At 66.2% G+C, this 22,976-nt stretch carries 17 protein-coding genes and 1 riboswitch; of the genes, 5 read left to right on the forward strand and 12 right to left on the reverse strand.

All coding sequences use genetic code 11. The features are described 5' to 3' along the window. Positions 1-10: 10 nt before the first annotated feature. The 9 genes from mntP to AC07ZH_RS04530 all read right to left on the reverse strand — a co-directional run bounded on the left by mntP (position 11) and on the right by AC07ZH_RS04530 (position 11,834). Positions 11-580, reverse strand: coding sequence for a manganese efflux pump MntP (mntP, locus tag AC07ZH_RS04490; RefSeq protein WP_495198731.1), 570 nt, complete (start codon positions 578-580; stop codon positions 11-13). 12 nt (positions 581-592) lie between these two features. After that, a riboswitch (yybP-ykoY riboswitch) is annotated at positions 593-763 on the reverse strand. A 212-nt stretch (positions 764-975) separates the two neighbouring features. Continuing rightward, positions 976-1,416 carry an EamA family transporter gene (locus tag AC07ZH_RS04495; protein WP_119109885.1) on the reverse strand — a complete coding sequence of 147 codons (441 nt, stop codon included), beginning with the start codon at positions 1,414-1,416 and terminating at the stop codon, positions 976-978. 153 nt (positions 1,417-1,569) lie between these two features. Continuing rightward, positions 1,570-2,355, reverse strand: a complete 786-nt coding sequence (locus AC07ZH_RS04500; protein ID WP_495198732.1) for an enoyl-CoA hydratase/isomerase family protein — start codon at positions 2,353-2,355, stop codon at positions 1,570-1,572. A gap of 168 nt (positions 2,356-2,523) precedes the next feature. After that, positions 2,524-5,994, reverse strand: a complete 3,471-nt coding sequence (locus AC07ZH_RS04505) for a DEAD/DEAH box helicase family protein (RefSeq protein ID WP_495198733.1) — start codon at positions 5,992-5,994, stop codon at positions 2,524-2,526. A 133-nt stretch (positions 5,995-6,127) separates the two neighbouring features. Beyond that, positions 6,128-7,774 (reverse strand): RNA/DNA-binding domain-containing protein, encoded by a 1,647-nt coding sequence (locus AC07ZH_RS04510; RefSeq protein ID WP_495198734.1) that lies wholly within the window; start codon positions 7,772-7,774, stop codon positions 6,128-6,130. A gap of 23 nt (positions 7,775-7,797) precedes the next feature. Further along, the gene (locus tag AC07ZH_RS04515; RefSeq protein ID WP_495198735.1) at positions 7,798-9,477 is read right to left on the reverse strand and encodes a restriction endonuclease subunit S; all 1,680 of its coding nucleotides are present in this window, start codon (positions 9,475-9,477) and stop codon (positions 7,798-7,800) included. An 8-nt stretch (positions 9,478-9,485) separates the two neighbouring features. After that, entirely contained in the window at positions 9,486-11,048 is a 1,563-nt protein-coding gene (locus AC07ZH_RS04520; RefSeq protein ID WP_495198736.1) for a type I restriction-modification system subunit M, read from the reverse strand. 118 nt (positions 11,049-11,166) lie between these two features. Further along, complete coding sequence (gene cueR / locus AC07ZH_RS04525) at positions 11,167-11,631, reverse strand: Cu(I)-responsive transcriptional regulator (protein ID WP_495198737.1); 465 nt, start codon at positions 11,629-11,631, stop codon at positions 11,167-11,169. Beyond that, complete coding sequence (locus AC07ZH_RS04530) at positions 11,628-11,834, reverse strand: heavy-metal-associated domain-containing protein (RefSeq protein WP_495198738.1); 207 nt, start codon at positions 11,832-11,834, stop codon at positions 11,628-11,630. Before AC07ZH_RS04530 ends, cueR begins: the two co-directional genes overlap by 4 nt. Positions 11,835-12,073: 239 nt before the next feature. Between AC07ZH_RS04530 and AC07ZH_RS04535 the strand changes: the two genes are divergently transcribed. The 4 genes from AC07ZH_RS04535 (at position 12,074) to AC07ZH_RS04550 (ending at position 18,680) form a co-directional block, all read left to right on the forward strand. Then, the gene (locus AC07ZH_RS04535) at positions 12,074-14,368 is read left to right on the forward strand and encodes a heavy metal translocating P-type ATPase (protein ID WP_495198739.1); all 2,295 of its coding nucleotides are present in this window, start codon (positions 12,074-12,076) and stop codon (positions 14,366-14,368) included. A gap of 70 nt (positions 14,369-14,438) precedes the next feature. Further along, a complete protein-coding gene (locus AC07ZH_RS04540; RefSeq protein WP_495198740.1) occupies positions 14,439-16,265 on the forward strand; it encodes a ClcB-like voltage-gated chloride channel protein in 1,827 nt (608 codons plus the stop codon). A 204-nt stretch (positions 16,266-16,469) separates the two neighbouring features. After that, the gene (locus AC07ZH_RS04545; protein ID WP_495198741.1) at positions 16,470-18,029 is read left to right on the forward strand and encodes a methyl-accepting chemotaxis protein; all 1,560 of its coding nucleotides are present in this window, start codon (positions 16,470-16,472) and stop codon (positions 18,027-18,029) included. A 72-nt stretch (positions 18,030-18,101) separates the two neighbouring features. Beyond that, a complete protein-coding gene (locus tag AC07ZH_RS04550; RefSeq protein ID WP_119109698.1) occupies positions 18,102-18,680 on the forward strand; it encodes a hemerythrin domain-containing protein in 579 nt (192 codons plus the stop codon). A gap of 31 nt (positions 18,681-18,711) precedes the next feature. Here the strand turns inward: AC07ZH_RS04550 and AC07ZH_RS04555 are convergent, their stop codons facing one another. After that, a complete protein-coding gene (locus AC07ZH_RS04555; protein WP_119109699.1) occupies positions 18,712-19,821 on the reverse strand; it encodes an alkene reductase in 1,110 nt (369 codons plus the stop codon). Positions 19,822-20,077: 256 nt separating this feature from the next. Here AC07ZH_RS04555 and AC07ZH_RS04560 point away from each other — a divergent pair, with 256 nt between their 5' ends. Next, positions 20,078-21,304 (forward strand): YbfB/YjiJ family MFS transporter, encoded by a 1,227-nt coding sequence (locus tag AC07ZH_RS04560; RefSeq protein ID WP_495198742.1) that lies wholly within the window; start codon positions 20,078-20,080, stop codon positions 21,302-21,304. 18 nt (positions 21,305-21,322) lie between these two features. Here the strand turns inward: AC07ZH_RS04560 and gstA are convergent, their stop codons facing one another. Together gstA and AC07ZH_RS04570 are read right to left on the reverse strand one after the other, a co-directional pair. Next, positions 21,323-21,931 carry a glutathione transferase GstA gene (gene gstA / locus AC07ZH_RS04565; RefSeq protein WP_495198743.1) on the reverse strand — a complete coding sequence of 203 codons (609 nt, stop codon included), beginning with the start codon at positions 21,929-21,931 and terminating at the stop codon, positions 21,323-21,325. Between the two features lie 66 nt (positions 21,932-21,997). Next, positions 21,998-22,918 (reverse strand): LysR family transcriptional regulator, encoded by a 921-nt coding sequence (locus tag AC07ZH_RS04570; RefSeq protein WP_495198744.1) that lies wholly within the window; start codon positions 22,916-22,918, stop codon positions 21,998-22,000. Between the last annotated feature and the right edge of the window lie 58 nt (positions 22,919-22,976).

The following is a 22,976-nucleotide window of genomic DNA, read 5'->3' on the forward strand; positions in this document are numbered from 1 at the left end:
GGGGCAGCGCTCAGCCGGCGCTAAGGTGCTCGAACAGGATGGCGGTGCCGATGCCGGCAAGCACCAGCCCGCCCACGATCTCTGCGCGGCCGCCCGCCGCCCGGCCGAACACGCGCCCGGCCATCACCCCGAGGGTGACGGCCACCAGCGTGGTGCAGCCGATTGCGAAGGCGACGGGAAGGATGGGCACGTCCAGAATGGCCAGGCCCGCGCCTACCACCATGGCGTCCATGCTGGTGGCTAAGCCTGTCAGCGCCAGCACCCAGAAGCCGTGGCGCGCGGGTTTGTCGGCGGCCTGTGATTCGGAGGGTCTCAGGCCATTGAGCACCATGTGCCCGCCCAGACCCAGCAGCAGCACGAAGGCGATCCAGTGGTCCCAGGCTTTGACGTAATCGGCAGCAGCCAGGCCCAGGGCCCAGCCGATGAGGGGCGTTGTGCCTTCGATGGCGCCGAAAATGACCCCGGTGCGCAGCGCTTCGCGCCAGTGGGGGTGTTCCAGCGCCATGCCCTTGCCCACGGCGGCGGCAAAGGCGTCGGTGGACATGGCCAGGGACAACAGGGCAATGGAGAGGGGGCTCATGGGAATCGTGTGATCTGGCCGGGCGAACGCAAAGGCGCATTCCCACGGCCCGGCTCCTGTCGTGTGAACGCGCCCATGGTCTCGCCAACCAGCACACTGGATGCCTGCGCCACAGCGCGCAGAGCGGGCCGAGTATGTTGACGCAGGCGCTTTCGAAGTCGAAAGCCGGCTACTCCCCAAGGGAAGCGCGAAGTATAGAGGCGCGTGCCGCAGTCGCTGCGGCTGAATGCGGCTAGTGTCGTGAGTTGGAAGTTCGTTTCAGAAAGTTGCCGAGAATCGCCGCCATGCCGCGTTGCAAATCCTCGCGATAGCTCCGGCTATCGCTGTGGTTTGCGCCTTGCCTGACGCCGATTTCGACATCTTTCACTTTTTCAACCTACTTCCAACTCACGACACTAGCGGCGCAGCGCCAACACCACCACCCCGGCCGCCACCAGCGCAATGCCCAGCCAACCCGTGCCCGACGGGCGCTCGCCCAGGAACACAAAGGCAAACACCGCCACCAGCACCAGGCTGAATTTGTCGACCGGAGCCACCTGCGACGCCTCGCCCAGTTGCAGCGCGCGGAAGTAGCAGACCCACGATGCCCCGGTTGCCAGGGCCGACAGCGCCAGAAAGATCCAGGTCTTGCCCGGCAACTGCAGTGGGTTGCTCCACTTGCCTGTGGCCCAGACGAACGCCGTCAGTACGAAAACAATGATGACGGTGCGCACCAGCGTGGCCAGGTCGGAATCCACGCCCTGGATGCCCACCTTGGCAAAGATGGCGGTGAGGGCGGCGAAGACGGCGGACAGCGCGGCCCAGAAGAACCAGCTGTGGGAGGTGGTCGATTGCATGTGCGTGCTGCCTTTTTTGTACTGCCGGTTGCGCTGCTTTGTCGCCCTGTCAACGTGCCAGTCCTTGCCGCGGGCTGCGAGCCCAAATGTAGCGGGAAGCCCCTGCCTCTGGAAGCGACCGTTGGCGGTTTGCATGCATCAGAAAGACAGCGCTCAACGCCCCTCAAAGCTGGCAGGTTTTTTCGCAAAAAACGCCTCGATCCCTGCACGCATGTCCTGCGTGGCGGCGCAGCCGGCAAAGGCTGCAGTCTCGGCGATCAGCTGCGCCTCCAGGTCGCGGTCGAACGATGCGCGCATCAACCGCTTCATGGCGCCGTAGGCCAGCGTGGGGCCGTGGGCCAGGCGGTGGGCGAGAGTGGCGGCGGCTTCGTCCAATTGCCCCGCTGGCACCACGCGGTTGACCAGGCCCAGGCGCAGCGCGTCGGCGGCGCTGAGCGTGTCGCCGAGCAGCGCGATCTCGAGCGCGTGGCGCAGGCCCACCAGGCGCGGCAAGGCCCACGAGGCGCCTACGTCGCAACTGGTGCCCAGGTTGATGTAGGCGAGGTTGAAGCGCGTGCTCTCGGCAGCCATCACAAAGTCGGCCTGCAGCATCAGCGAGAGGCCGGCACCGGCTGCGGCGCCATGCACCTTGGCGATGACGGGGGTGTTCATGCCGGCGAGCACCTGTACGGCGGCGTTGAGCGGCCCGAGCAGGTCGGCGGCGCCCTGCACCGGGTCGGCGCGCAAGGTAGCCAGGTCGCCGCCCGCCATGAAGGCTTTGCCGGCCCCGCACAGCACCACCGCGCGCACGCCGGCGTCGGCGGCCAGGTCCTGCACGGCGGCGAGCAGTGCCTGCGCCATGGGCACGTCGATGGCGTTCATGGCCTCGGGGCGCGAAAACCGCAGCGTGGCAACAGCGCCTTCGCGGGTGACTTCCAGCGGGGTGCTGGTGGTGCTCATGGTTGCTCCTTAATCAATAGCTTTTAACGCTTGTCTATGTTGAGATTAGGTCCTATTTGACTTGAGATTTCAGATAAGTGTGGGTGGCTGGCTATTCGCTCGGACGCTGCGTGCCGATGCTGTCGCGCGCCTGTGTTGGCTGGTGCGACGTAGCGGGCGGGGGTGGGTTTAGCCGACAGCTTGCTGCAGTTCGAACCCTTCGAGGGCCTTGAACAGGTGCTCGACATGGGCGGCATCAAACAGCCCATCGGGCCCCTGGGCGTGGATATCCGTGAAGGGCGATTCGTAGAGTCGGCCAGCGGGCATGGCGCCGTACTCCGTCAGGTGCTGCACGATCTCGTCGATGAACTGCAACTGACTGGCGCTGGCGGTGCCCATAGCAACCAGGTCAGCAAAAGCGGCACTGGCTGCCGCACGGTCCAGGCCCACCAGCGAGCGAATGAACACCGGCAGGCTGGTGTGCAGCGTGCGCGCACGGGCAATGTCGCTGTCGCTGCCGCCCGCCTCGTGCAGCAGGGCTTCCAGTTCTTGCAGGTCAGCGATTGTCAGCGGCTGGTTGCGGCGCAGTTTGTGCAGCGCCAACCGGTCCTCGTGGGCGCGCAGGAACGCCTTGGCCTTGGCCCGAAAACGCTCGAAGTCCACCGCGTTGGCCACCAAGGGCAAGTTCACTTCGGCCGTCTCACCGATGGCATCTTCAAAGTCGGTGTAGACCACCTTGCGGCTGCTCTTTTCAATGAGCTTGATGAGCGCGCGCAGCTTGCGCCGCGCCTGCTCCAGCATGCTGAGGGTCACGTCCTGCCACCACTCGTCGCCCGCCAGGGCCTCGATCAGCAGCAGGTGTTCGCGCACGCTGGGCACGTTGGCCAGTTCCAGCAGGCTGCTGGCCAGTTGCTGCACCTTGGTTTGCAGGTGGGCCAGCGCGGGTTCGCTGCGCAGCAGGGCCAGTTGGGTGCCTAGCATGAGCGCGTCGAAGCGCTTGGCATCCTCGTCCTCGTCGCGCACCGCCGTGGGCAGACCCGACAGGTGCGCGGCCACTTCGGCGAGCTGCTCGGTGGTGGGGCGCTTCCACGCATCCGGCTGCGCCCAGGCTTCGACCCAGCGGCGCTGCGGGCGCACCACGAAGTTGTCTAGCGACATGCCCACCACCATGCCGTGCAGCAGCGCGGCGGTGTCTTCGCGGATGGCGGCTTCGGTCAGGGCAAACGATGTGGCCGGCGCTTCGGCCACGCCGTTGCCAGCCAGGCGCTGGTCCAGCAGGCCGATCAGTTCCAGCCGGGCATTGAACAGCCGCTGCGACAGCGGCTGCGCGAGCGCACCCTCGCTGCCCTCCAGCTCCTGGCTGAAGAATTCCAGGTTCTGGCAGAAGTCGAAGATGAAAAAGTCCTTCTTGTCCTGCCCCGGTCCATACAGGTCTTTGCACAGCCGCGTGCCGCGCCCCACCATCTGCCAGAACTTGGCCTTGGAGCGCACGATCTTGAAGAACACCAGGTTCACCACCTCGGGCACGTCGATGCCGGTGTCCAGCATGTCCACCGAGATGGCAATGTGCGGCGCGCGGTCCTTTTGCCCAAAGGCGTCGATGAGCGACTGCGCGTATTCGGTCTTGAAGGTGATGGTGCGTGCAAACTCGCCTCGGTATTCGGGGTAGTTCGCATCAAAGCGCTCCTGGATGAACTCGGCGTGCCGCTGGTTCTTGGCAAAGATGATGGTCTTGCCCAGCCGGTCGCCGCCCGCCACCTTGTGGCCGCGCTCCATCAGCAGGGCCAGCATTTTGTCCACGGTGTCGGTGTTGAAGAGCCACTGGTTCACCGCCTCGGCGCTCACCTCGTCGGGGGCCTCGCCGCCGTCCTCGTCCCATTCCAGCGCGTCCCACTGTTCCTTTTCGTCGTCGCTCAGCTCGTCGTAGCGAATGCCCTGGCGCTGGAACTTCAGCGGCACCGACACCGCCCGGGGCGGCGCCAGGTAGCCCTCGGCAATCGCGTCGTCCAGCCCGTAGGCATCGGTGGGCACGCCGCTTTCCAGGCCAAACAGGCTGTAGGTGTTGCGGTCGATCTCGTCCTTGGGCGTGGCCGTCAGGCCCACCAGCAGCGCATCAAAGTAACTGAAGATGGCGCGGTACTTTTGGTAGATGGAGCGGTGCGCTTCGTCCACCACGATCAGGTCAAAGTGCCCCACGCCAAAGCGGCGCTGCCCGCCGCCCACGCTCTCGTTGATGAGCCCCATCATCGTTGGGTAAGTAGACACATACACCCGCCCCTCGGTGGTGCGGTCGGTCACCAGGTTCACGGGTGCGGCATCGGGCAGATGGGCCTTGAAGGCGTTCACGGCCTGGTTCACCAGCGCCACGCGGTCGGCCAGAAACAGCACGCGCTTGGCCCAGCCCGCACGCATGAGCAAATCCACCAGCGCAATCACCGTGCGCGTTTTTCCTGCGCCCGTGGCCATCACCACCAGCGCCTTGCGGTGCTGGTCGCGCTCAAAGGTTTCGGCAATGCGGCGGATGGCGCGCTGCTGGTAGTGGCGCTCCACAATGCCGGCCGCAATGGGCAGGCTGGCCAGCGGCTTGCGCGTGCTGCGGCGTTGCTGCATCAGCTCCAGCTCGTCCTTGGTATGAAAGCCTTGCACCGGGCGCGGCGGGCTGGTGGTGTCGTCCCACATCCAGTGCTCGTAGCCGTTGGTGCCGTAGATCACAGGGCGGTGGCCGGTGCTTTGCTCCAGGCAGTCGGCATACAGGCGGGCCTGCTGCTGGCCCTCTTGGGCGCTGCGGCGAGTGCGCTTGGCTTCCACAAGGGCCAGGGGGATTTCGCCGCTCCACAGCACATAGTCCACAAAGCCCTTGCCCTCGTTGTTGGGCATGCCCTGCACTTCAACCTCGCGGTCGCGCGGCTGGTCCAGTGCCCAGCCGGCTTCTTTCAGCAGCAGGTCGATGAACAGGTCGCGCGTCGCGGCCTCGTTGTAGTCGTGGGCTTGCGCGGGTTGCGCGGCGTTGGCGGCTTTGGCGGCAGCAATCTCGGCGCGGTAGTGGGCCAGTTCGGCGTCCAGCTCGGCATGGCGTGCTGCCGCTTCGCGTAGCGCGGCATCGCGCTCGGCCAGGGCTTGGGCCTGCTGGGTCAGTGCCTCTTGCGCAGCAACCTGGGCCGCGCGGCTGGCTGCTTGTTCTTGGGAAGCGTTGGTAGCGGCAGGGCGCGGCAGCAGGTCGGCGCGGAACTGCAGTGCGGCGGCGGGCCGATCAGATACCCGGCGTGCGTAGTGCTGCGCCAGCCAAAAGGCCACATGGAACAGCTCGCGCAGCGCGCTCTGCGCGTCTTGCGCGGCCACGGGGCGCACATCGTGCACCGCCTTGTTGCCCAGACGGCGGATCACATCCATCTTGGCGTGCACCGCGCTGCCCACCAGTTGCTGAAAACTGGGCTCGAACAAAAAGGCTGATAGATCGGCCTTGTACGGCATGCGCAGGCAGCCACCCCGGCCCCCTTCGGCCTGGTAGAGCCAGGCCACGGCCAATTCCAGCGTGCGGCGGGCGTAGAAGCAGGCGGTGCGCGGGTCGGCGTGGGCAGCGGCCTCGGCACGGCGGGCTTCGGCCAGCAGGTCGGGCCAGTCGGGTTGCAGAAAGCAGAAGTTGGATTCTGAGTTGCTCACAAGGCTCCCTCATTGATCTGGCAGGCGCGGGTGTGTCTAAAGACTTTCTAAAGCTTGAAAAGCGCAGTGGGTGCTTTAGAATAAACTTTATAAGCCATTGTTTTTGAATGAGTTTATAAACTTCTATCAACCGTCAAACGTTGCTAAAGGGGCTGTTGGTGGCTATAAACCAGCGCGCCCATCGGCGTTCACCTCTCAGCACCAGCTTGCCCTCGGTCCGCAATTCCCGTAACAAATCTTGGACGGCACTTTCCGGAAGTGTGGGAAGCACCTGCCGCAGCTCAGCCAGGGGGGCGCCCTGAGGACTCTGTTGGGTCAGATGGGCGACCAAAAGCGCTTTGTTGGTGTTGCGATCCAATCCACGTTGGCGGGTGTACGTGCCCTTGGCCCCCAAGGTGGCGTACAGGGCTTCGGACAGTATGTAGCGCACACCTTTTCCGCGCCCAATGGCTTCCACGGCTCCCGCCGCAATCAAGCTGGGCAAGCGCTCCAGCAACTCGGCGCTGAGTGCTTTGCTCTGCTCCAGCCGCTCCAGGGCGAGATAGTCCAGCGTGGAAAAGCTTCGCAGCGTCTCTTCCCCCAGCCGCTCCATGAACCGCACAAACGCCGGGTTGCGCACGCCGCCCTCCAGCGTCAGCCGCACCTCGTGCGCGGCGGTGCCCGCAAAGCTGGGCAGGGGCTTGCCCTGGCGCACGGCGCTTTCCATCATCAGGTTCAGGCCCTGGCCGGATCGCTCGATCAGCCCGCAGCGCCCCAGGACTTCGGCCAGGCGGCGGTTGCGCGGGTATTGCTGGTCAATGATGTTCTCGGGCGTGATGCCGGGCGGCAGTCCGCCGGGGCTCACCACCTCCAGCCGCTTGGCAAACTGCCGCACAAAGATGGAGCCGCCCAGCCGGTAGTCCCGGTGGGCCACCGCGTTCAGGATGGCCTCGCGCACGGGCACCTCGTCAAAGGTGGGCAGGTCCATGCGGAAGAAGTCGTCCTGGTAGCTCTGCCGGTCGTTGCGCAGGTTGATCTTTTTCCACAGCGCGTCTTGCCAGGCAAAAAAGCCTGCGCGGTATTCCTCGCGGTCGGCCGCCGGGCCTGCGGCTTCGGACGAGCGGTATTCAAACACCAGCTCGGCCTGCGCCAGCCACCGCGTGAGGCCCGCACGCGTGCCAAACAGGATGAGCGCCGCGTAGCTCACCTGGTCGCCCTCCACCAGCAGTTCGGCATCGCGCAGCGTTTGCAGGTCGCTCAGCTCGCGCCTGCGCGCGTCGCCACTCTTGCGTGCCCAGCGGTCGCGGAACAGGGCGATGGACTCGGGCTCCAGGTCGACCAGCGTGGCACCGGGGCAAGGCTGCGCCGAAAAGTCGGGGCCTGTTTCGGCAAACATATCCCGCAGCTCCTGGCCGCTGAGGGCTGCGAGGTCGTCGCCCGCACGCTTGAAGTAGCGGCCATCAATCTCCCACGCGGTGCCCGGCAGCCGTGGCGGAACGTGAACGATCACCACGCGCCCTTCGGGCAGCAACAGCTCTTCCACCGGAATGCGGTGCCCCAGCCGCTGGTGCAAGCCTGCCTCGGTGCGGCCCGGGTCTTCAAACGCCTGGGTGCCCACAATGCGCCGGGGTCGCTTGTCCGTCACGCCCAGCACCATGGTGCCGCCGCCCTCATTGGCCAGGGCCACGCAGTACTTGAGCAGCTTTTCAAAGTCGTAGCGCTGCTTGGCCTCCTTGAACTCCAGGCGCTGGCCTTCGGGTTCAAGCAGCCATTGTTGAAGCTGGGCGACGGAGGTGGGCATGGTGTTGGGCGGGACGGTGGAGCTTAGAGATTCCAGTGGCGCTGACGGGCTTCGGGCGGCAACGTGTCGATGATGTATTGCAGCGGGATCGCCTCGTTCTTGGGTGTGCGCTCGTAGGCGCCGTCATGGGATGCCGTCTTGGTCTGCCCGAACTTCATGTCGCGGCAGTAGCGGATGCCCCATTCCAGACTTTCAATCACGGCCCGGCTGAGCTTGCTGAAATCAGCGTCCCGCAGCGCGGTGAGCGTACCGCCGTTGCGGCGCAGTGCAGCGCGCATAGCGTCGTCATCAAAGCTGCTGAACATCAGCTTCCCGATCAGCACTTTCGTAGCGTCATACGCCGCCTGCGGCACCGGGCCATGGTCTAGTGCGCTGTAGGTCTCGTTGTAGATCTGGCGCCCGTGGTGCTCCAGATGGTGCCTGTCCGCAAAGTAGATGGCCTTGAGGGAGTTGTAGAGATCGTCATCAGGCATGCGCTTGGCAACGAAGATCAATGCCTCTTGGCCGATGGACGCTTCCAGTTGCTGCAATTGCTCAAGGCTTTGGGCTGAAGCGCGTGGGGCAGCCAGAGCCAACTCACCACTGAAGGCCAGCTGCTGCAGCGAGGCAAACAGCGCATCCAGTGCCGCGAGAGCGCGGCGGTGGGTGGCTTTGAGGGCTTCGATGGAGGCGATGCGGGTGGCGAAGGTTTGTTGGAGGGGGAGGGGGGGGAGTGGTATCTCCATAGCCTTCAACTTTTCTCCTGTCAGATGGGCGATCGTTGCCGCAGTGACGTGATCTCCAAGTCCACCTTTTTTAGCTAAGAACCACAGTAGCCAAACCAAAAATTCAGCCTTTGCCAGTGTCGGATTTGGACGACCTCTGTGTAGTGCTTTTTGGTAGTAAACGTCTTCAAGTTCACTGTTCCATATTGCCGCTCTGCCTGGTTCTCCACCTTCGCAAATTAGCAAATCGCCAGCCTGAAGTCGAAATGTTTCGCGTGCATCTGCATCGAAGTCCATTTCAAGTAGGTCGGTAACGTCAATGTGGAACCACTGAACATTCGCATTCCGCAAATAGCGTCGAGTGTTTTGGCCAGTTTGCTGTTTTGCATCAAGCATCTTTCCTAACCGTGTTGGGCACACATTTCCAAACGGTGTTTTCTTCCACCCCTTCGGATTCGCCACCGGATCCCCAAACATATCGAGAAAGAGGGACTGGGTGAGGCTGTCGAGCAGGGCCAGGGCGGTGCGGCGTTGGGTTCGGAGGGTTTCGGCTTGGTCGAGGATGGCGGCGATGCGGCGTTGTTCTTCCAGCGGGGGAAGATACAGCGGCGTACCCAAGAATTCGCCACGGTTGACGTGTTGCATGGTGGCGCCATGCAGATGCTTTTGCATTGCAGACAAGGCGCCGCTTAGCGCCAGTCGCAAATACGCTTTGTCAACTTTCGATTCGTCAGGAATGACGCGAAAAATGTGCTGATTCAGCAAACCGATTTCCGACCTATTCCAAGTGAAAACACCCAAGGTTGCGGACCACGAAACGAGCAAATCGCCTGGGTGTACCTGCAGCTTTTCAGCAACCGTCCGTGTGGTCCGGTTAAACGGCTTCGACTCATCCGTGAGGTTTTGAATGCGAATGATTGGAAAGCCGCTATCGCCCCAGTCTTCGGGTTTAAACGCAGCACCATTGATGAACAGAGCAACTTCACCGAGAGAGGTCATGTTGCGAGTCACTTCAACATCCCCTCCAACACCCCCATCCCCCGCGCAATCTCGTCTTCCAACGCCCGCAGCTCCGCCAATATCTCCCCCGGCGCCCGGTGCTGCACCTGTTCATGCACCACTTCCTTGTACCGGTTGATGCTCAGGTCATAGCCATTGGCCTCGATGTAGGCCTTGGGCACGCAGAAGCTCTGGGCGGTGCGGGGGCGGCTGCGTTCGGAGGCGCTGCGCTGGCCCCAGCGCTCCAGCACGTCAGGCAGGTTGTTTTTGGCGTGCTCTGATTCTGATAGCTGGTTGCGCCCGTCCACAAAGCGCTGCAGGCCCAAAAGGCTTGAATCCAGCAACGGCTGGCGCTTGTCGTCCAGGCTCCAGCCGTCGGCCTGCATGTCGTAGAACCACACATTGTCCGTGCCGCCGCTCATGGTTTTGGTGAAGAGCAGGATGGCGGTGCTGACGCCCGCGTACGGCTTGAACACGCCGCCGGGCAGGCTGATGACGGCGTCGAGCTTTTGCTCTTCCACCAGCTTGCGGCGAAGTTCTTTGTGGGCCTTGCTGCTACCAAAGAGCACGCCGTCGGGCACGATGACGGCCGCCCGCCCGCCGGTTTTGAGCAGGCGCAGGAAGAGGGCCAGAAAGAGCAGCTCGGTCTTTTTGGTTTTGACGGTTTGCTGCAAGTCCTTGGCGGTGTTTTCGTAGTCGAGGCTGCCCGCAAAGGGCGGGTTGGCCAGGATGAGGCTGTAGGCCCCGGCGTCGCCAGCCGCGCCTTCGGCCAGCGAGTCGCGGTATTCAATGGCGGGGTGCTCCACGCCGTGCAGCACCATGTTCATGCTGCCGATGCGCAGCATGGTGTTGTCAAAGTCGTACCCGTGGAACATGCCGTTGTGGAAGTGCGCGTTTTGCGCGGGCACGCGCAGCATGTCGGGGTAGGTGCGGCGCAGGTATTCGCCTGCGGCCACTAAAAAGCCGCAGGTGCCCGAGGCCGGGTCGCAGATGGTGTCTTGCGGCGTGGGGGCCGTCAGGGCCACCATCAAATCGATGATGTGGCGCGGGGTGCGGAACTGGCCGTTTTGCCCGGCAGAGGCGATCTTGCCGAGCATGTATTCGTAGAGGTCGCCCTTGGTGTCGCGGTCATCCAGCGGAATGGTGTCGAGCAAGTCCACCACCTTGGCCAGCAGGCCGGGCGTGGGGATGGTGAAGCGGGCGCCCTGCATGTGGCGGGCAAAGGCCGATTCAGCCGCCGGGCCGCCCGAGGTTTGCAGGCCGCGCAGGAAGGGGAAGACCTGGTTGCTGAGCACGTCAAACATGTCGGCCGGGGCCATGTTCTTGAAGCGCGACCAGCGCATGTCGTCGTGTGCGCAGCCTTGCGCATCCACGCCTGCGGGGATGAGGTGCACGGGCTGGGTTTTGAGGCGCAGGGCCTTGTTGTCTTCGCGGGTCTGGTCGCTGTCGAGGGCGCGCAGAAAGAGCAGGTAGGTGATCTGCTCGATGACTTCGATGGGGTTGGCGATGCCGCCGGACCAGAAGGCGTTCCAGACTTGATCGACTTTGTTGCGCAGGTCACCGGTGAGCATGGGGGCAGTCTGTAGGGGCTGTGGGGGAGCCTGAGAGTCTGCCATGCGGCGCCGCACTGCGCGAGCCAGGTTTTTAGGTGTTTTTGGCCTCCAGCGCTTGGTAGATAAGCGCTGGCAGCTACTTTTTTGATAGTTTCCTTCGCCCCGTGGCAACCGGCGCAGCGCCTTCGCCCTCGGCCGCCAGGTCGTCCAAGATCGGGCACTCGGGCCGCGCGTCGCCCGCGCAGCAGCCTACGAGTTGCTGCAGCGTGCGCTGCATGGCCTGCATGGCGGCGATGCGTTTTGTGAGGTCGTCGATGTGCGCCTGTGCAATCTGCTTGACGCTGGCGCTGGCGCGCTGCTTGTCTTGCCACAGGCCGAGCAGGGTGGCGATCTCGGGCATCGAAAAGCCGAGGTCGCGGGCGCGGCGGATGAAGCGCAGCGCGTGGATGTCGGCCTCCGAATACTGGCGGTAGCCCGAGTCGGTGCGCGCCACGGGGGCCAGAAGGCCCAGCGATTCGTAGTGCCGCACCATGCGCGGCGAGACGCCCGCGCGCTGGGCCGCCGTGCCGATGGGGACCTGCGCTGCGTTTTCGCTGGTCACGCGGGCGCCACCTCGTAGCCTTCTTCGGCAATGGCCGCCGCCAGGGCGTCGCGCGGCTGGGTGCTGGCGACGTCGACGCGGTTGGCCGCGCGGTCGATGCGCACCTCGGCGGCCGGGTCCAGCGCTTGCACCGCCTGGGTGACGGCGCGCTCGCAGTGGCCGCAGGTCATGCCGGTGACGGTGAATTGGTAGGCTGTGCTCATGGGGAAACTCCTGGAATGGGGGAAAAGGGCTGACAGCGGTAGCTTGCAGCTTGACATGGTGGCAGAGTCAAGCGGTTCGTGTCGATCTGTGGAGCGGGGATGAACTACAGAATAGATAGCTGTCAGCGCAATACAGATGAGCGCTGGAGGCCTATTTGGCTACTAATTTTAGGCATTCCCCACCCAGCCCGGACTTTCGCGCTTGACCCTGCCACCGTGGCAGGGTGTACCTTTGCGCCATGACACCCGAATCCACCCTGCCTGTCCCCGCCTTCGCCGCTGCCCCCGGCGCCGCACCTGATGCTTCGGCACCGCCGCTGGAGATCGACATCGGCATTGGTGGCATGACCTGCGCCAGTTGCGTCGGCCGCGTGGAGCGCGCGCTGCGCAAGGTGCCGGGGGTGCAGATGGCGGCGGTGAACCTGGCCACCGAGTCTGCCCGTATCGCCGTGGCAGTTGCGCCCGGCGAGGACGCCGCAGCCACCGAGGCCCGCCTGCGCCGCGCTGTGCGCACCGCCGGTTATGAGCCGCGCACCGCCGAGGCCGTGGCCGCGCACGAGGACGCTTCGCCCTGGGCGGGGTTTGACCGCGTCGCCATGGGCCTGGCCTTGTCGGCGCCGCTGGTGCTGCCCATGTTCGGTGCGCTGTTTGGCCAGCACTGGATGCTGCCCGCCTGGGTGCAGTTTGCACTGGCCACGCCGGTGCAGTTCATTCTGGGGGCGCGCTTTTACAAGGCCGGCTGGCACGCCGCGCGCGCGTTCACCGGCAACATGGATCTGCTGGTCGCCATTGGCACCAGCGCGGGCTGGGGGCTGTCGATGTGGCTGTGGCTGGCGGCGCCGGCCGGGCACATACCGCATCTGTACTTCGAGGCCTCGGCGGTGGTGGTCACGCTGGTGCTGCTGGGCAAATGGCTGGAGGCCCGCGCCAAGCAGCAGACCACGGCGGCGATCCGCGCGCTGCACGGCCTGCGGCCCGATGTGGCCCATCTGCTGGTCAAGGGGCAGGAGCAGGACGTGCCCGTAGGCGAGGTGATGGTGGGCGACGAGTTGGTGGTGCGGCCGGGCGAGCGCCTGCCGGTGGACGGCGTGCTGCAGAGCGGCGAGACCCAGGTGGACGAATCCATGCTCACCGGCGAGCCCCTGCCCGTGGTCAAGGACGCGGGCGCGCTGCTGACCGGCGGCTCGATCAACGGCGAAGGCCGCATCGTGCTCACGGTGCGTGCGGTGGGCAGCGAGACGGTGCTGTCCAAAATCATCCGCCTGGTGGAAGACGCCCAGGCCGCCAAGGCGCCGATCCAGCGGCTGGTGGACCAGGTGGCCAATGTGTTCGTGCCGGTGGTGCTGGTGATTGCCCTCATCACCCTGGCGGGCTGGATGCTGGCGGGCGCCAGCGGCGAAGTGGCGCTGATCCGCGCGGTGGCGGTGCTGGTGATTGCCTGCCCCTGCGCGCTGGGCCTGGCGACGCCGGCCGCCATCATGGCTGGCACGGGCGTGGCGGCCGAGCACGGCATCTTGATCAAGGACGCCCAGGCGCTGGAGCTGGCGCACCGCGCCGACACCGTGGCCTTTGACAAGACCGGCACGCTGACCGTGGGCCAGCCGCGCCTGACGGCCTTGGAGCCCGCTGCGGGGCAGGATCGCAAGGCGCTGCTGCAGGCCGCCGCCAGCCTGCAAAGCGGCAGCGAGCACCCGCTGGCCCGCGCCGTGGTGCAGGCGGCGCAGGCCGAAAGCCTGGCGTTGGCCGCCCCGGACGCGCTGCGCGCGGTGGCGGGGCGCGGCAGCGAAGGCGAGGTGGATGGACAAAGCTATCTGCTGGGCAGCCTGCGCTGGATGGGCGAGCTCAAGCTCGACCTCGGCCCGCTGGCCGGCCGTGCCGCTGCTTTGCAGGCCGAAGGGGCCACGGTGTCGGCGCTGGTGCAGCGCACGGGGCGCGGCCTGGAGGCGCGCGCCCTGCTGGCCTTTGCCGACGAGCCCAAGCCGGGTGCGCTGGAAGCGCTGGCCCAGTTGCGCGCCAAGGGTCTGCGCACGGTGATGATTTCGGGCGACAACCGCGGCGCCGCCGAGGCCATGGCGCGGCGCCTGGGGCTGGACCCGGACGCTGGCGAGGTGATGGCCGAGGTGCTGCCAGGCGACAAGGCGGCGGCGGTGCGGGCGCTGCAGCACACGCCGGATGGGCAGACGCACACCGTGGTCATGGTGGGCGATGGCGTGAACGATGCGCCGGCGCTGGCCGCGGCCGACGTGGGCATGGCCATGGGCAACGGCACCGATGTGGCCATGCACGCCGCCGGCATCACGCTGATGCGTGGCGACCCGCTGCTGGTGGCGGCGGCGCTCGACATTTCGCGCCGCACGGTGATGAAGATTCGGCAGAACCTGTTCTGGGCCTTTGCGTACAACGTGGCCGGCATTCCGCTGGCGGCGCTCGGTTACCTGAGCCCGGTGGTGGCGGGCGCGGCGATGGCGCTCAGCTCGGTCAGCGTGATGACGAATGCCTTGCTGCTCAAACGTTGGCGCGGCCCGTGCGGCTGAGGTGGTGTGGGTGGGCGCTGCTGGGGTGGCGACGACCGCCAATCGATTCCTCGGGTGAAAATGCCCTTCCATGTCTCCCCGCTTTGCCTCCCGCCTGCTGACCGCCCGCAATGCGCTGCTGCGGGTGTTCCGTATCTCCGACTGGCAGATCACGCTGTTGTGGTCGGTGGTGGCGGGCCTGCTGGGGGCGGTGGCGACCGAGGGCTTCCGGCTGCTGCTGGAGTCGCTCGACACGCTGGTGTTCGGGGCGCACACCGGCATGGTGGACCTGGCGCGCAAGCTCCCCTGGTTCCTGCGCCTTGCCGTGCCGGCGCTGGGCGGGCTGGCGGCGGGTGGCCTGCTGGTGCTGGCGCGCCGCCGGGCGGAGCAGAAAGCCACGTCGGACTACATGGAAGCGATTGTGGTGGGCGACGGGCGCATTCCCGTGGCGCAGGCGCTGATCCGCAGCGGCTCGTCGCTGCTGAGCATTGCCAGCGGGGGCTCCATCGGGCGCGAAGGTTCCATGGTGCAGCTCTCGGCGCTGGCGGCGTCACTGCTGGGGCGCTTTTTGCATTTTCCCGTGGAGCGGCTGCGCCTGCTGGTGGCCTGCGGGGCGGCGGCGGGCATTACCTCGGCCTACAACGCGCCCATTGCCGGCGCGTTTTTCGTCGCCGAAATCGTGCTCGGCACCATCGCCATGGAAAGCGTGGGGCCGATCATGGTCGCCTCGGTGGTGGCCAACATCGCCATGCGCGCCTTTCCCGGCTACCGCCCGCCGTACGAAATGCCGGTGTTTGCCGATATCTATGGCCCCGAGGTGCTGCTGTTTGCCCTGATGGGCGTGCTGCTGGGCGCGGCGGCGGCGCTGTTTCTGCGCGGGCTGGCCGGCGGCAAGCGCTTGTTCGCGCGCCTGCCCTGGGCGCTGCCGCCGCGCATGGCGCTGGGCGGGCTGGTGGTGGGGCTGATTTCGGTGGCGGTGCCCGAGGTCTGGGGCAATGGCTACAGCGTGGTCAACGGCGTGCTGCATGACCCTGGCCCGTGGTGGATTTTGCTGTTGCTGCTGGTGGCCAAGCTGGTCGCGACGTTCGCCACGGCCGGTTCTGGTGCGGTCGGCGGGGTGTTCACGCCAGCGCTGTTTGTCGGCTGCCTGGTCGGCAGCCTGTTCGGGCATGGCGTGCAGGCGCTGTGGCCGGCGGCCACCTCGGCGCCGTCGGCCTACGCCATGGTGGGCATGGGCGCGTTTCTGGCGGCGGCCACGCAGGCGCCCTTGATGGCGGTGCTGATGATTTTCGAGATGACGCTGAGCTACGAAGTCATGCTGCCGCTGATGGCGGCGAGCGTGGTGGCCTACTTTGTGGCGCGCTCGATTCAGGGCGGCTCGATGTACCAGATCACCGTGCAGCGCCGCCAGGCGCAAGACGCACGCATCCGGCTGCGCGGCTTGCAGATGCGCGAGCTGGTGCAGCCGGCGCTGACGGTGGTGCGGCCTGACGCCGATCTGGTCGCCATGAGCCGTTTGTTCCTGCAGCACCCGGTGAAATACCTCTACGTGGCCGATGCCGGCGAGCGTTTTCTGGGCGTGGTGCCACTCAAGGCCTTGAGCACGGCGGTGGAGGAAGAAAAGCGTCGCCAAGCCGCTGCGCAAGCGCCTTCCAACACGGCTGCCGGAGCGACCGCCGCAATGCCAGCGCCGCGCGAGCTGGCCCACCAGTGCGCCGCCGACCTGCTGAGCCGCGAAATCGAGCCCCTGCCCGCCGAGATGGAGCTTGGCCAGGCGCTGCAGTATTTTCTGGAGCACCGTGGTGAGCGCCTGCCGGTGGTGGAAAGCGCCGCCAACCCGGTGCTGCTGGGGGTGGTGGCCAAAAGCGCGTTGCTGGCGACCTATGTGCGCCTGAGCGAGCAGAGCCCGGCTGCGTAGCGCTGCCAGAGCGTAAACCCCCTGCGCCCCAAGGGCCGGGGAGGTCCGCGCATTTGATCGGCGTCAGTGTCTGCCCGAATGGCAGGGGCTGCAGACGCTTGCAGCGCACGCCAGTCAACTCTAAATCCATGTATTCAGGGTGGTTTCTGGCACACTTGCAACAAGTTGTTGCGGTGCCGCACGGGCTTTTGACAGGGGAATTTCATGTCGGTTTTCAGTTTGATGCGCCAGTTCACGATCCGTTTTCGCATGCAGAGTGCGATTGCCGTGGTGCTTATCCTGCTTGGCCTGCTGGGCGGAGCCGGCATGTTCGGGATGTTTCGCATCCACGCCATGAGCGAAGCTTTTGTGGCGCGCGAGTTCTCTCAGCAGACGCAGATTGCCAGCCTGCTCACCCAGTTGGGCACGGCCCGCAGCGAGCAAAAGGAGATGCTGCTGCAACAGGCCACCCCCGACGCCCTGGCGGCGGCGCGCACGCGCGCTCTGGCGGCACTGGAGGCGGCCGAGCAGGCGGTGACGCGGTTTTTGGCTACGCCCGATGCCGCAGACCACCAACAGGCGCTGGCCGTGCGCGAGCGGATTGCCGCGTTCCGCGCCCAGCTTGCCGCTGTGCCGGGGCCTGAGGCGGATGCTGCCTGGACAGCGCTGCAGCAAGGCATGTCGGCGCTCGATGAGCGCCTGCAGCGCGAGGTGACGCAGGCTGTGGCAGGACAGGCCAAGGCGCTGGAACAGACCCTGTGGCTGTTTGCGCTGCTGGTCGCCATCACCATCCTGGTGGTGGTGCCGCTCACGCTGCTCAACATGATCTCCATCTGCCGGCCGTTGGAATATGCGCAGAAGCTGGCGCGTGCGATTGCCGGGGGCGACCTGTCGCAGACCATCCGCGTGTCCGGCAACGATGAGGTGGCCGATCTGCAGCGCGCCCTGCACGACATGCAAAACGGTCTGGGCGCCCTGGTGGCACAGGTGCGCGATGCCAGCGGCAGCCTGGCCATTGCCAGCCACGAGATTGCCAACGGGAACCAGGATCTGTCGTCCCGCACCGAGCAGACCGCCGGGCACGCGCAGGATGCGGTGGGAACGCTGGCCACGCTCACCGCCACGGTGCAGCAGACGGCGGGCTCGTCGCAGACCGCCAACCAGCTCGCCAGCTCGGCTTCGGCCACGGCCACGCGCGGCGGCTCGGTGGTGCAGCAGGCGGTGGCCAGCATGCAGGAAATAGCGGCCTCCAGCCGCAAGATCAACGACATCATTGGCCTGATTGATTCGATTGCTTTCCAGACCAATATCCTGGCGCTGAACGCCGCCGTCGAGGCCGCGCGGGCGGGTGAGCAGGGGCGCGGCTTTGCCGTGGTGGCCAGCGAAGTGCGCAGCCTGGCGCAACGCTCGGCCGCGGCGGCGAGCGAAATCAAGACGCTGATCGGCAGCAGTGTGCAGGCGGTCGATGGCGGCGTGCGCCATGTGGAAGATGCCGGTGCAGCCATGCAGGAGATCGTCGCCAGCGTGCAGCGCGTGGGCGACATCATTGGCGAAATCTCGGCCGCGGCCAAGGAGCAGGCGGTGGGCATTGGCGACGCCAACCAGTCGGTCGGCGAGATCGACCGCATGACGCAGCAGAACGCTGCGCTGGTGGAGGAATCTGCTGCCGCCGCCGCCTCCCTGCGCGAGCAGGCGGCGCGCCTGTCGCAGGTGGTGCAGCAGTTCCGCCTGGGCGAAGCGGGCGGTGTGCAGGGGCCAAAGGGGCTGACCCGCTTGCCGGCATGAGCCTTGGGCAAAGGCCGCCGATCTGGGGGATGATGCCTGGCCGGCTGCCTGCCGCATCTGGAGCGTCGCGCCATGATCCCTACGAGTCTCAGAATCATCAACGAAGAGCACGCTGCGCTGGCCGCCATGCTCAAGGCCTTGCACCAGCGGACGCAGCAAGGCCCTGGCGATGCGCCGCAGGCGTTCTTTGGCGCCATGCGGGCGATGCTGTTCTACATCGACGAGTTTCCCGAGCGCCAGCACCATCCCAAGGAGTCCCAGTGGCTGTTTCCACGGGTGGCCGCGCGTTCGGCCGAGGCGGCCAGCGCCATTGAGCAGCTCGACCGCGACCACGAGGGTGGCGAGGCGGCGGTGCGTGAGCTCCAGCACCTGCTGCTGGCCTGGGAACTGCTGGGCGAGTCGCGCCGTGCGACCTTCGCTGGCGCGCTGGTGCGCTACAACGATTTTTATCTGGCCCACATGCGCCTGGAAGAGGCGGTCGTGCTCCCTGCCGCGCTGGCCGAACTTGGGGCCGACGACTGGCACGCCATCGACCAGGCCTTTGCCACCAACGATCTGCTGCTCACGCCCGGGGTGCCGCGCGATCCGGCGTTTGACGCGCTGTACACGCGTATCTGGCGTTCCATGCCAGGCGGCGCGAGCCCCGGATAGATCATGGGAAGCGCCGCTGGCGCGTCGGTGCTTAACTGTGTGCCAGCGCCGGGTAGTCGGTATAGCCCTCGGCGCCGCCACCGTAGAAGGTGGCGCGGTTGGGGGTGTTGAGCGGTGCGTCCTGGCGCAAGCGGGTGACCAGGTCGGGGTTGGCGATGTAGGGCCGACCAAAGGCCACGATGTCCGCCCCCGCATCGAGCGCGGCCTGGGCGCCTGCCTTGTCGGCGAATCCGTTGTTCAGCATCCAGGCGCCCTGGCCGCCATGCTTGCGGTAGAGCGCGTGCAGCGATTCGTAGTTGAATGGCCGGCCTTCCACTTCGCGCGGGCCGCCGGTGGCGCCGACGATCAGGTGGATGTAGGCCAGGCCCAGGGGCGCGAGCTGGTGCAGCAGGTAGTCGAACGTCTGCTGGGGGTGTTCGTCCACGATGTCGTTGGCGGGCGTCACGGGGGAGAGGCGGATGCCGGTGCGCCCGCCGCCAATTTCGTCGACGATGCCGCGCACCACTTCGAGCATCAGCCGGGCGCGGTTCTTCACGTTGCCGCCGTAGTCGTCTTCGCGGTGGTTGGCGCCGGTTTTCAGGAACTGGTCGAGCAGGTAGCCATTGGCCCCGTGGATTTCCACGCCGTCAAAGCCGCAGGCGATGGCGTTGCGCGCGGCGCGCCGGTAGTCCTGCACGATGCCTGGCAGCTCGGAGACGTCGAGCGCGCGTGGCTCCGAGGTGTCGACAAACACCGGCTGGCCGTCCCGGATGAGGACGGTCTTGGTCTTGGCGGTGATGGCCGAAGGGGCCACGGGCTTGCCGTGGTCCGGCTGCAGATCGACGTGCGAGACGCGGCCCACGTGCCACAGCTGCACCACGATGCGCCCGCCCGCCTTGTGCACGGCATCGGTCACGCGGCGCCAGCCGTCGAGCTGATCCGTGCCGTAGAGACCGGGCACGTCGGCATAGCCCTGGCCCTGCGGGCTGATGGCGGTGGCCTCGGTGATGATGAGGCCGGCGCTGGCGCGCTGGGTGTAGTACTCGGCCATCAGGGGCGTAGGTACGGCGCCGGGAGCGCGGTTGCGCGTCAGCGGCGCCATGGCGATGCGGTTGGCCAGGTGCAGGGCGCCGGCGGTGAGGGGTTCGAACAAAGAGGTCATGGCGGTGCTTTCCGAAAAGGGAGTGGCAAAGGTGGGTGGCGTGGGGCCTGTACTGCACAGCGTAGCGTGCTGGCGCGGCCTGCGCTGAAGGAATTCGCCGCATGCAGCGCTTAACCAACCCGGAAGTTTTGGTAAAAATGGCCTCTAGAGCTTATGGGTTAATCGCAAGTAGCTATTAAAACAGGAGTAACCTGGGCGACCGTGGGCGCGACCGATGGCAAGCACTGCAACGGCTGAGCGGCACAATGGGGCGCTTATGACCGCTTCTTCCGCTGCCGCAGCGCCCCGGCCGCTGCCCGCCCTGGCGCTGGCCTTCGCGCTCTCGCTTGGCGCTGCCATCTCGCTGGGCCTGACCCGTTTTTCCTACGCGCTGCTGCTGCCGCCCATGCGGGGCGACCTGGGCTGGAGCTACCTGCTGGCCGGAGGCATGAACACGGCCAACGCCATCGGTTACCTGGTGGGTGCGCTGGTGACGCCGCTGCTGCTGCGCCGCCACGCGCCGGGCAGCATCTTGCTGGGTGGAGCGGCGCTGGCGACGGTGCTGATGGCGGTGTGCGGTTTTCTGCTGGACTCACCCGCTTTGTTGGCGCAGCGCCTGCTGGCGGGCGTGGCCAGCGCGGCCGTGTTTGTGGCGGGCGGCTTGATGGCGGCCCGCCTGGGCGCGCTGGACGGCCGCCGCAGCGGGCTTTTGCTGGGCGTGTACTACGGCGGTGTGGGCTGGGGCATTGCAGCGTCAAGCTTGCTGGTGCCGGTGGTGCTGGCGCACGCGCCCGAGCCGCACACCTGGGTGTGGGCCTGGTGGCTGCTGGCCCTGCTGTGCGCCGCCTGCACGGCAGCGCTGGCCTGGCCGGCGCGGGTATTGCGCCAGTTGGATGCGCAGGGAGCGGTGACCACGGCGACCACGGCGGACGGCGCGGCGCCCACGCATGTGCGGGTGCCGCTGCGCGCGCTGGCGCCAGCGCTGGCGGGCTACACCTTGTTTGGCGTGGGCTACATCGGCTACATGACCTTCGTGATTGCGCTGTTGAAGGAGCAGGGCCTGGGCACCACCGGCATCACCTGGTTTTACACGCTGCTGGGTCTGGCGGTGGTGGCGTCGGCGCGCGTTTGGGCGGGGCTCTTGGAGCGCAGCAAGGGCGGCGGCGCGCTGGCGCTGCTCAACGCCCTGCTGGGCGTGGCCACGGTGCTGCCGGCGCTCACCTCGGCCTGGCCGGTGGTGCTGGCCTCGGGTCTGCTGTTTGGCGGGGTGTTCCTGTCGCTGGTGGCCTCCACCACGGCGCTGGTGCGCCACAACCTGCCGCCGTCGCAATGGGCGGCCGGCATCAGCGCCTTCACCATCGTGTTCGCGGCTGGCCAGATCGTCGGGCCCACCGTGGTGGGCGCCATTGCCGATGCGGCCGGAGGCCTGGCGCGCGGCCTGGTGTTCTCGGCCGTGGCGCTGTGGATGGGCGCGGTGCTGGCCTGGCGGCAGAAGCCGCTGTGATGGCCAGCGCGCAGGCCCTTATTTGATGAGACCTTCGGCCTTCATGGCGGCAATCACCGCCGGGCGGGCTGCCACGCGTGCGCGGTAGGCCATCAGGTGCTTCAGGTGCGAGAGGTCAAAGCCCACGTGCGGGGCCCAGCCGCTGACGGTGAACAGGTAGGCGTCGGCCACGGTGAACTGCGCGCCCATGAGGTAGTCCTTGCCGGCGAGCTGTGCGTCCACGAAAGCCAGGCGCGACATCAAACGCTCCTTGACCACCGCCTTGTATTCGTCGTTCGCGGGGCCGCCAAAGAAGGGGCCAAAACTCTTGTGCAGCTCGGTGCCGATGAAGGTCAGCCATTCCTGCAATTGGTAGCGCTCAAAGCTGCCGGCCGGGGGCGCCAGGTGTTTGTCCGGCACTTGGTCGGCCAGGTACTGCACGATGGCCGGGCCTTCGCGCAGCGTGCGGCCATCGTCGAGCACCAGAAAGGGCACGTAGCCCAGGGGGTTGATGGTGTAGTAGTCGGTGCCATCGGGCAGCTTGTGCGTTTTCGTCGGCGCGGCAATGGCCTCGTGTGCCAGGCCGGCTTCGTGCAGGACGATATGGGGCGACATCGAGCAGGCGCCGGGGGAGTAATACAGCTTCATCGAAAAATTCCTTGGATGTGACACCCGCATGCTATGCGGCGCGCGAATTCTTTGCTGGCGCTGCCCTCAATGTGCTGGCACCGATGTGGGCAGTACCCCCAACACCGTGGCTTGCGGTTGTTTGCGCAGCGCTTTCAGGAGCGGAGGTTCGAACTGGCGCTGCACCGTAATGGCATAGAAGTTTTCGTGCAGATCGGGCAGTACAGCGTATTCGACCAAACTGCCGCTGCGCAGCTCGTCCTGCACCACCACGCTGGGCAGCAGCGCCACGCTGTCGGAGTCGCGCGCCAGCAGCCGCATCAAGGCCATGTCGTCGACCTCGGCGCGCAGTTTGTAGCGGATGCCGCGCTGTTCGCACAGCAGGTCAAAGGCAGCGCGGATGTCGTTGTCGCGGCCGGGCAGGAGCATGGGCGCTTCGACCAGGTCTTGCGGGAACCGAAAGGGTTTGTCGACCGGCCGTGCGCGGCCCACCAGGCTGACGGGCTGGCGCGCCACGCGTTGGCAGCGCCAGGGGTTGTCGCTGCTGGCGTGCACGCGCTGGTTCGACAGGATGAGGTCCAGCGTATGCACCCGTAGGCGCCCGAGCAGTTCCAGAAGGTTGCCCGATTGCAGCACCAGCTCCACGTCGTCGCGTACCAGCAGCGGTCGCAAAAAGTTCTCTTGAAAGTTGCGCGACAGGGTGGCCGCGGCGCCGATGCGCAGCACTTGGCGCTCGTCCCGGTGGCCTTCGCGCATCACCGCCATCAGCTCGTTGCCTGCCGCAAAGATGGAGTCGGCATAGCCCAGCGCCATTTGGCCGGCTTCGGTCAGTTGCAGGCCGCGCCCAACGCGGGCAAACAAGGTTTGGCCGAGCTGGTCTTCGAGTTGGCGAATTTGCGCCGACAAGGCCGATTGCGACACATGCAGGCGCGTCGCAGCGCGCGTGAGATTGCCCTCGCGCGCCACGGCCCAGAAGTAGTGCAGATGGTGAAAGTTCAGGCGGGACATGGCGGCTGCTGCAGGGCTGGCGGGGGTAAATAGTTCTTTTTAATAGAACGAAATATAT

The organism is Simplicispira sp. GW247-4R2A, assembly GCF_059424465.1.

What these genes read in the sequence shown, in the direction of transcription:
- mntP (WP_495198731.1), bottom strand. Translation starts at nt 580, where the DNA reads ATGAGCCCCCTCTCCATTGCCCTGTTGTCCCTGGCCATGTCCACCGAC.
- AC07ZH_RS04495 (WP_119109885.1), bottom strand. Translation starts at nt 1,416, where the DNA reads ATGCAATCGACCACCTCCCACAGCTGGTTCTTCTGGGCCGCGCTGTCC.
- AC07ZH_RS04500 (WP_495198732.1), bottom strand. Translation starts at nt 2,355, where the DNA reads ATGAGCACCACCAGCACCCCGCTGGAAGTCACCCGCGAAGGCGCTGTT.
- AC07ZH_RS04510 (WP_495198734.1), bottom strand. Translation starts at nt 7,774, where the DNA reads ATGCCCACCTCCGTCGCCCAGCTTCAACAATGGCTGCTTGAACCCGAA.
- AC07ZH_RS04515 (WP_495198735.1), bottom strand. Translation starts at nt 9,477, where the DNA reads ATGACCTCTCTCGGTGAAGTTGCTCTGTTCATCAATGGTGCTGCGTTT.
- AC07ZH_RS04520 (WP_495198736.1), bottom strand. Translation starts at nt 11,048, where the DNA reads ATGCTCACCGGTGACCTGCGCAACAAAGTCGATCAAGTCTGGAACGCC.
- AC07ZH_RS04530 (WP_495198738.1), bottom strand. Translation starts at nt 11,834, where the DNA reads ATGAGCACAGCCTACCAATTCACCGTCACCGGCATGACCTGCGGCCAC.
- AC07ZH_RS04535 (WP_495198739.1), top strand. Translation starts at nt 12,074, where the DNA reads ATGACACCCGAATCCACCCTGCCTGTCCCCGCCTTCGCCGCTGCCCCC.
- AC07ZH_RS04540 (WP_495198740.1), top strand. Translation starts at nt 14,439, where the DNA reads ATGTCTCCCCGCTTTGCCTCCCGCCTGCTGACCGCCCGCAATGCGCTG.
- AC07ZH_RS04545 (WP_495198741.1), top strand. Translation starts at nt 16,470, where the DNA reads ATGTCGGTTTTCAGTTTGATGCGCCAGTTCACGATCCGTTTTCGCATG.
- AC07ZH_RS04550 (WP_119109698.1), top strand. Translation starts at nt 18,102, where the DNA reads ATGATCCCTACGAGTCTCAGAATCATCAACGAAGAGCACGCTGCGCTG.
- AC07ZH_RS04555 (WP_119109699.1), bottom strand. Translation starts at nt 19,821, where the DNA reads ATGACCTCTTTGTTCGAACCCCTCACCGCCGGCGCCCTGCACCTGGCC.
- AC07ZH_RS04560 (WP_495198742.1), top strand. Translation starts at nt 20,078, where the DNA reads ATGACCGCTTCTTCCGCTGCCGCAGCGCCCCGGCCGCTGCCCGCCCTG.
- gstA (WP_495198743.1), bottom strand. Translation starts at nt 21,931, where the DNA reads ATGAAGCTGTATTACTCCCCCGGCGCCTGCTCGATGTCGCCCCATATC.
- AC07ZH_RS04570 (WP_495198744.1), bottom strand. Translation starts at nt 22,918, where the DNA reads ATGTCCCGCCTGAACTTTCACCATCTGCACTACTTCTGGGCCGTGGCG.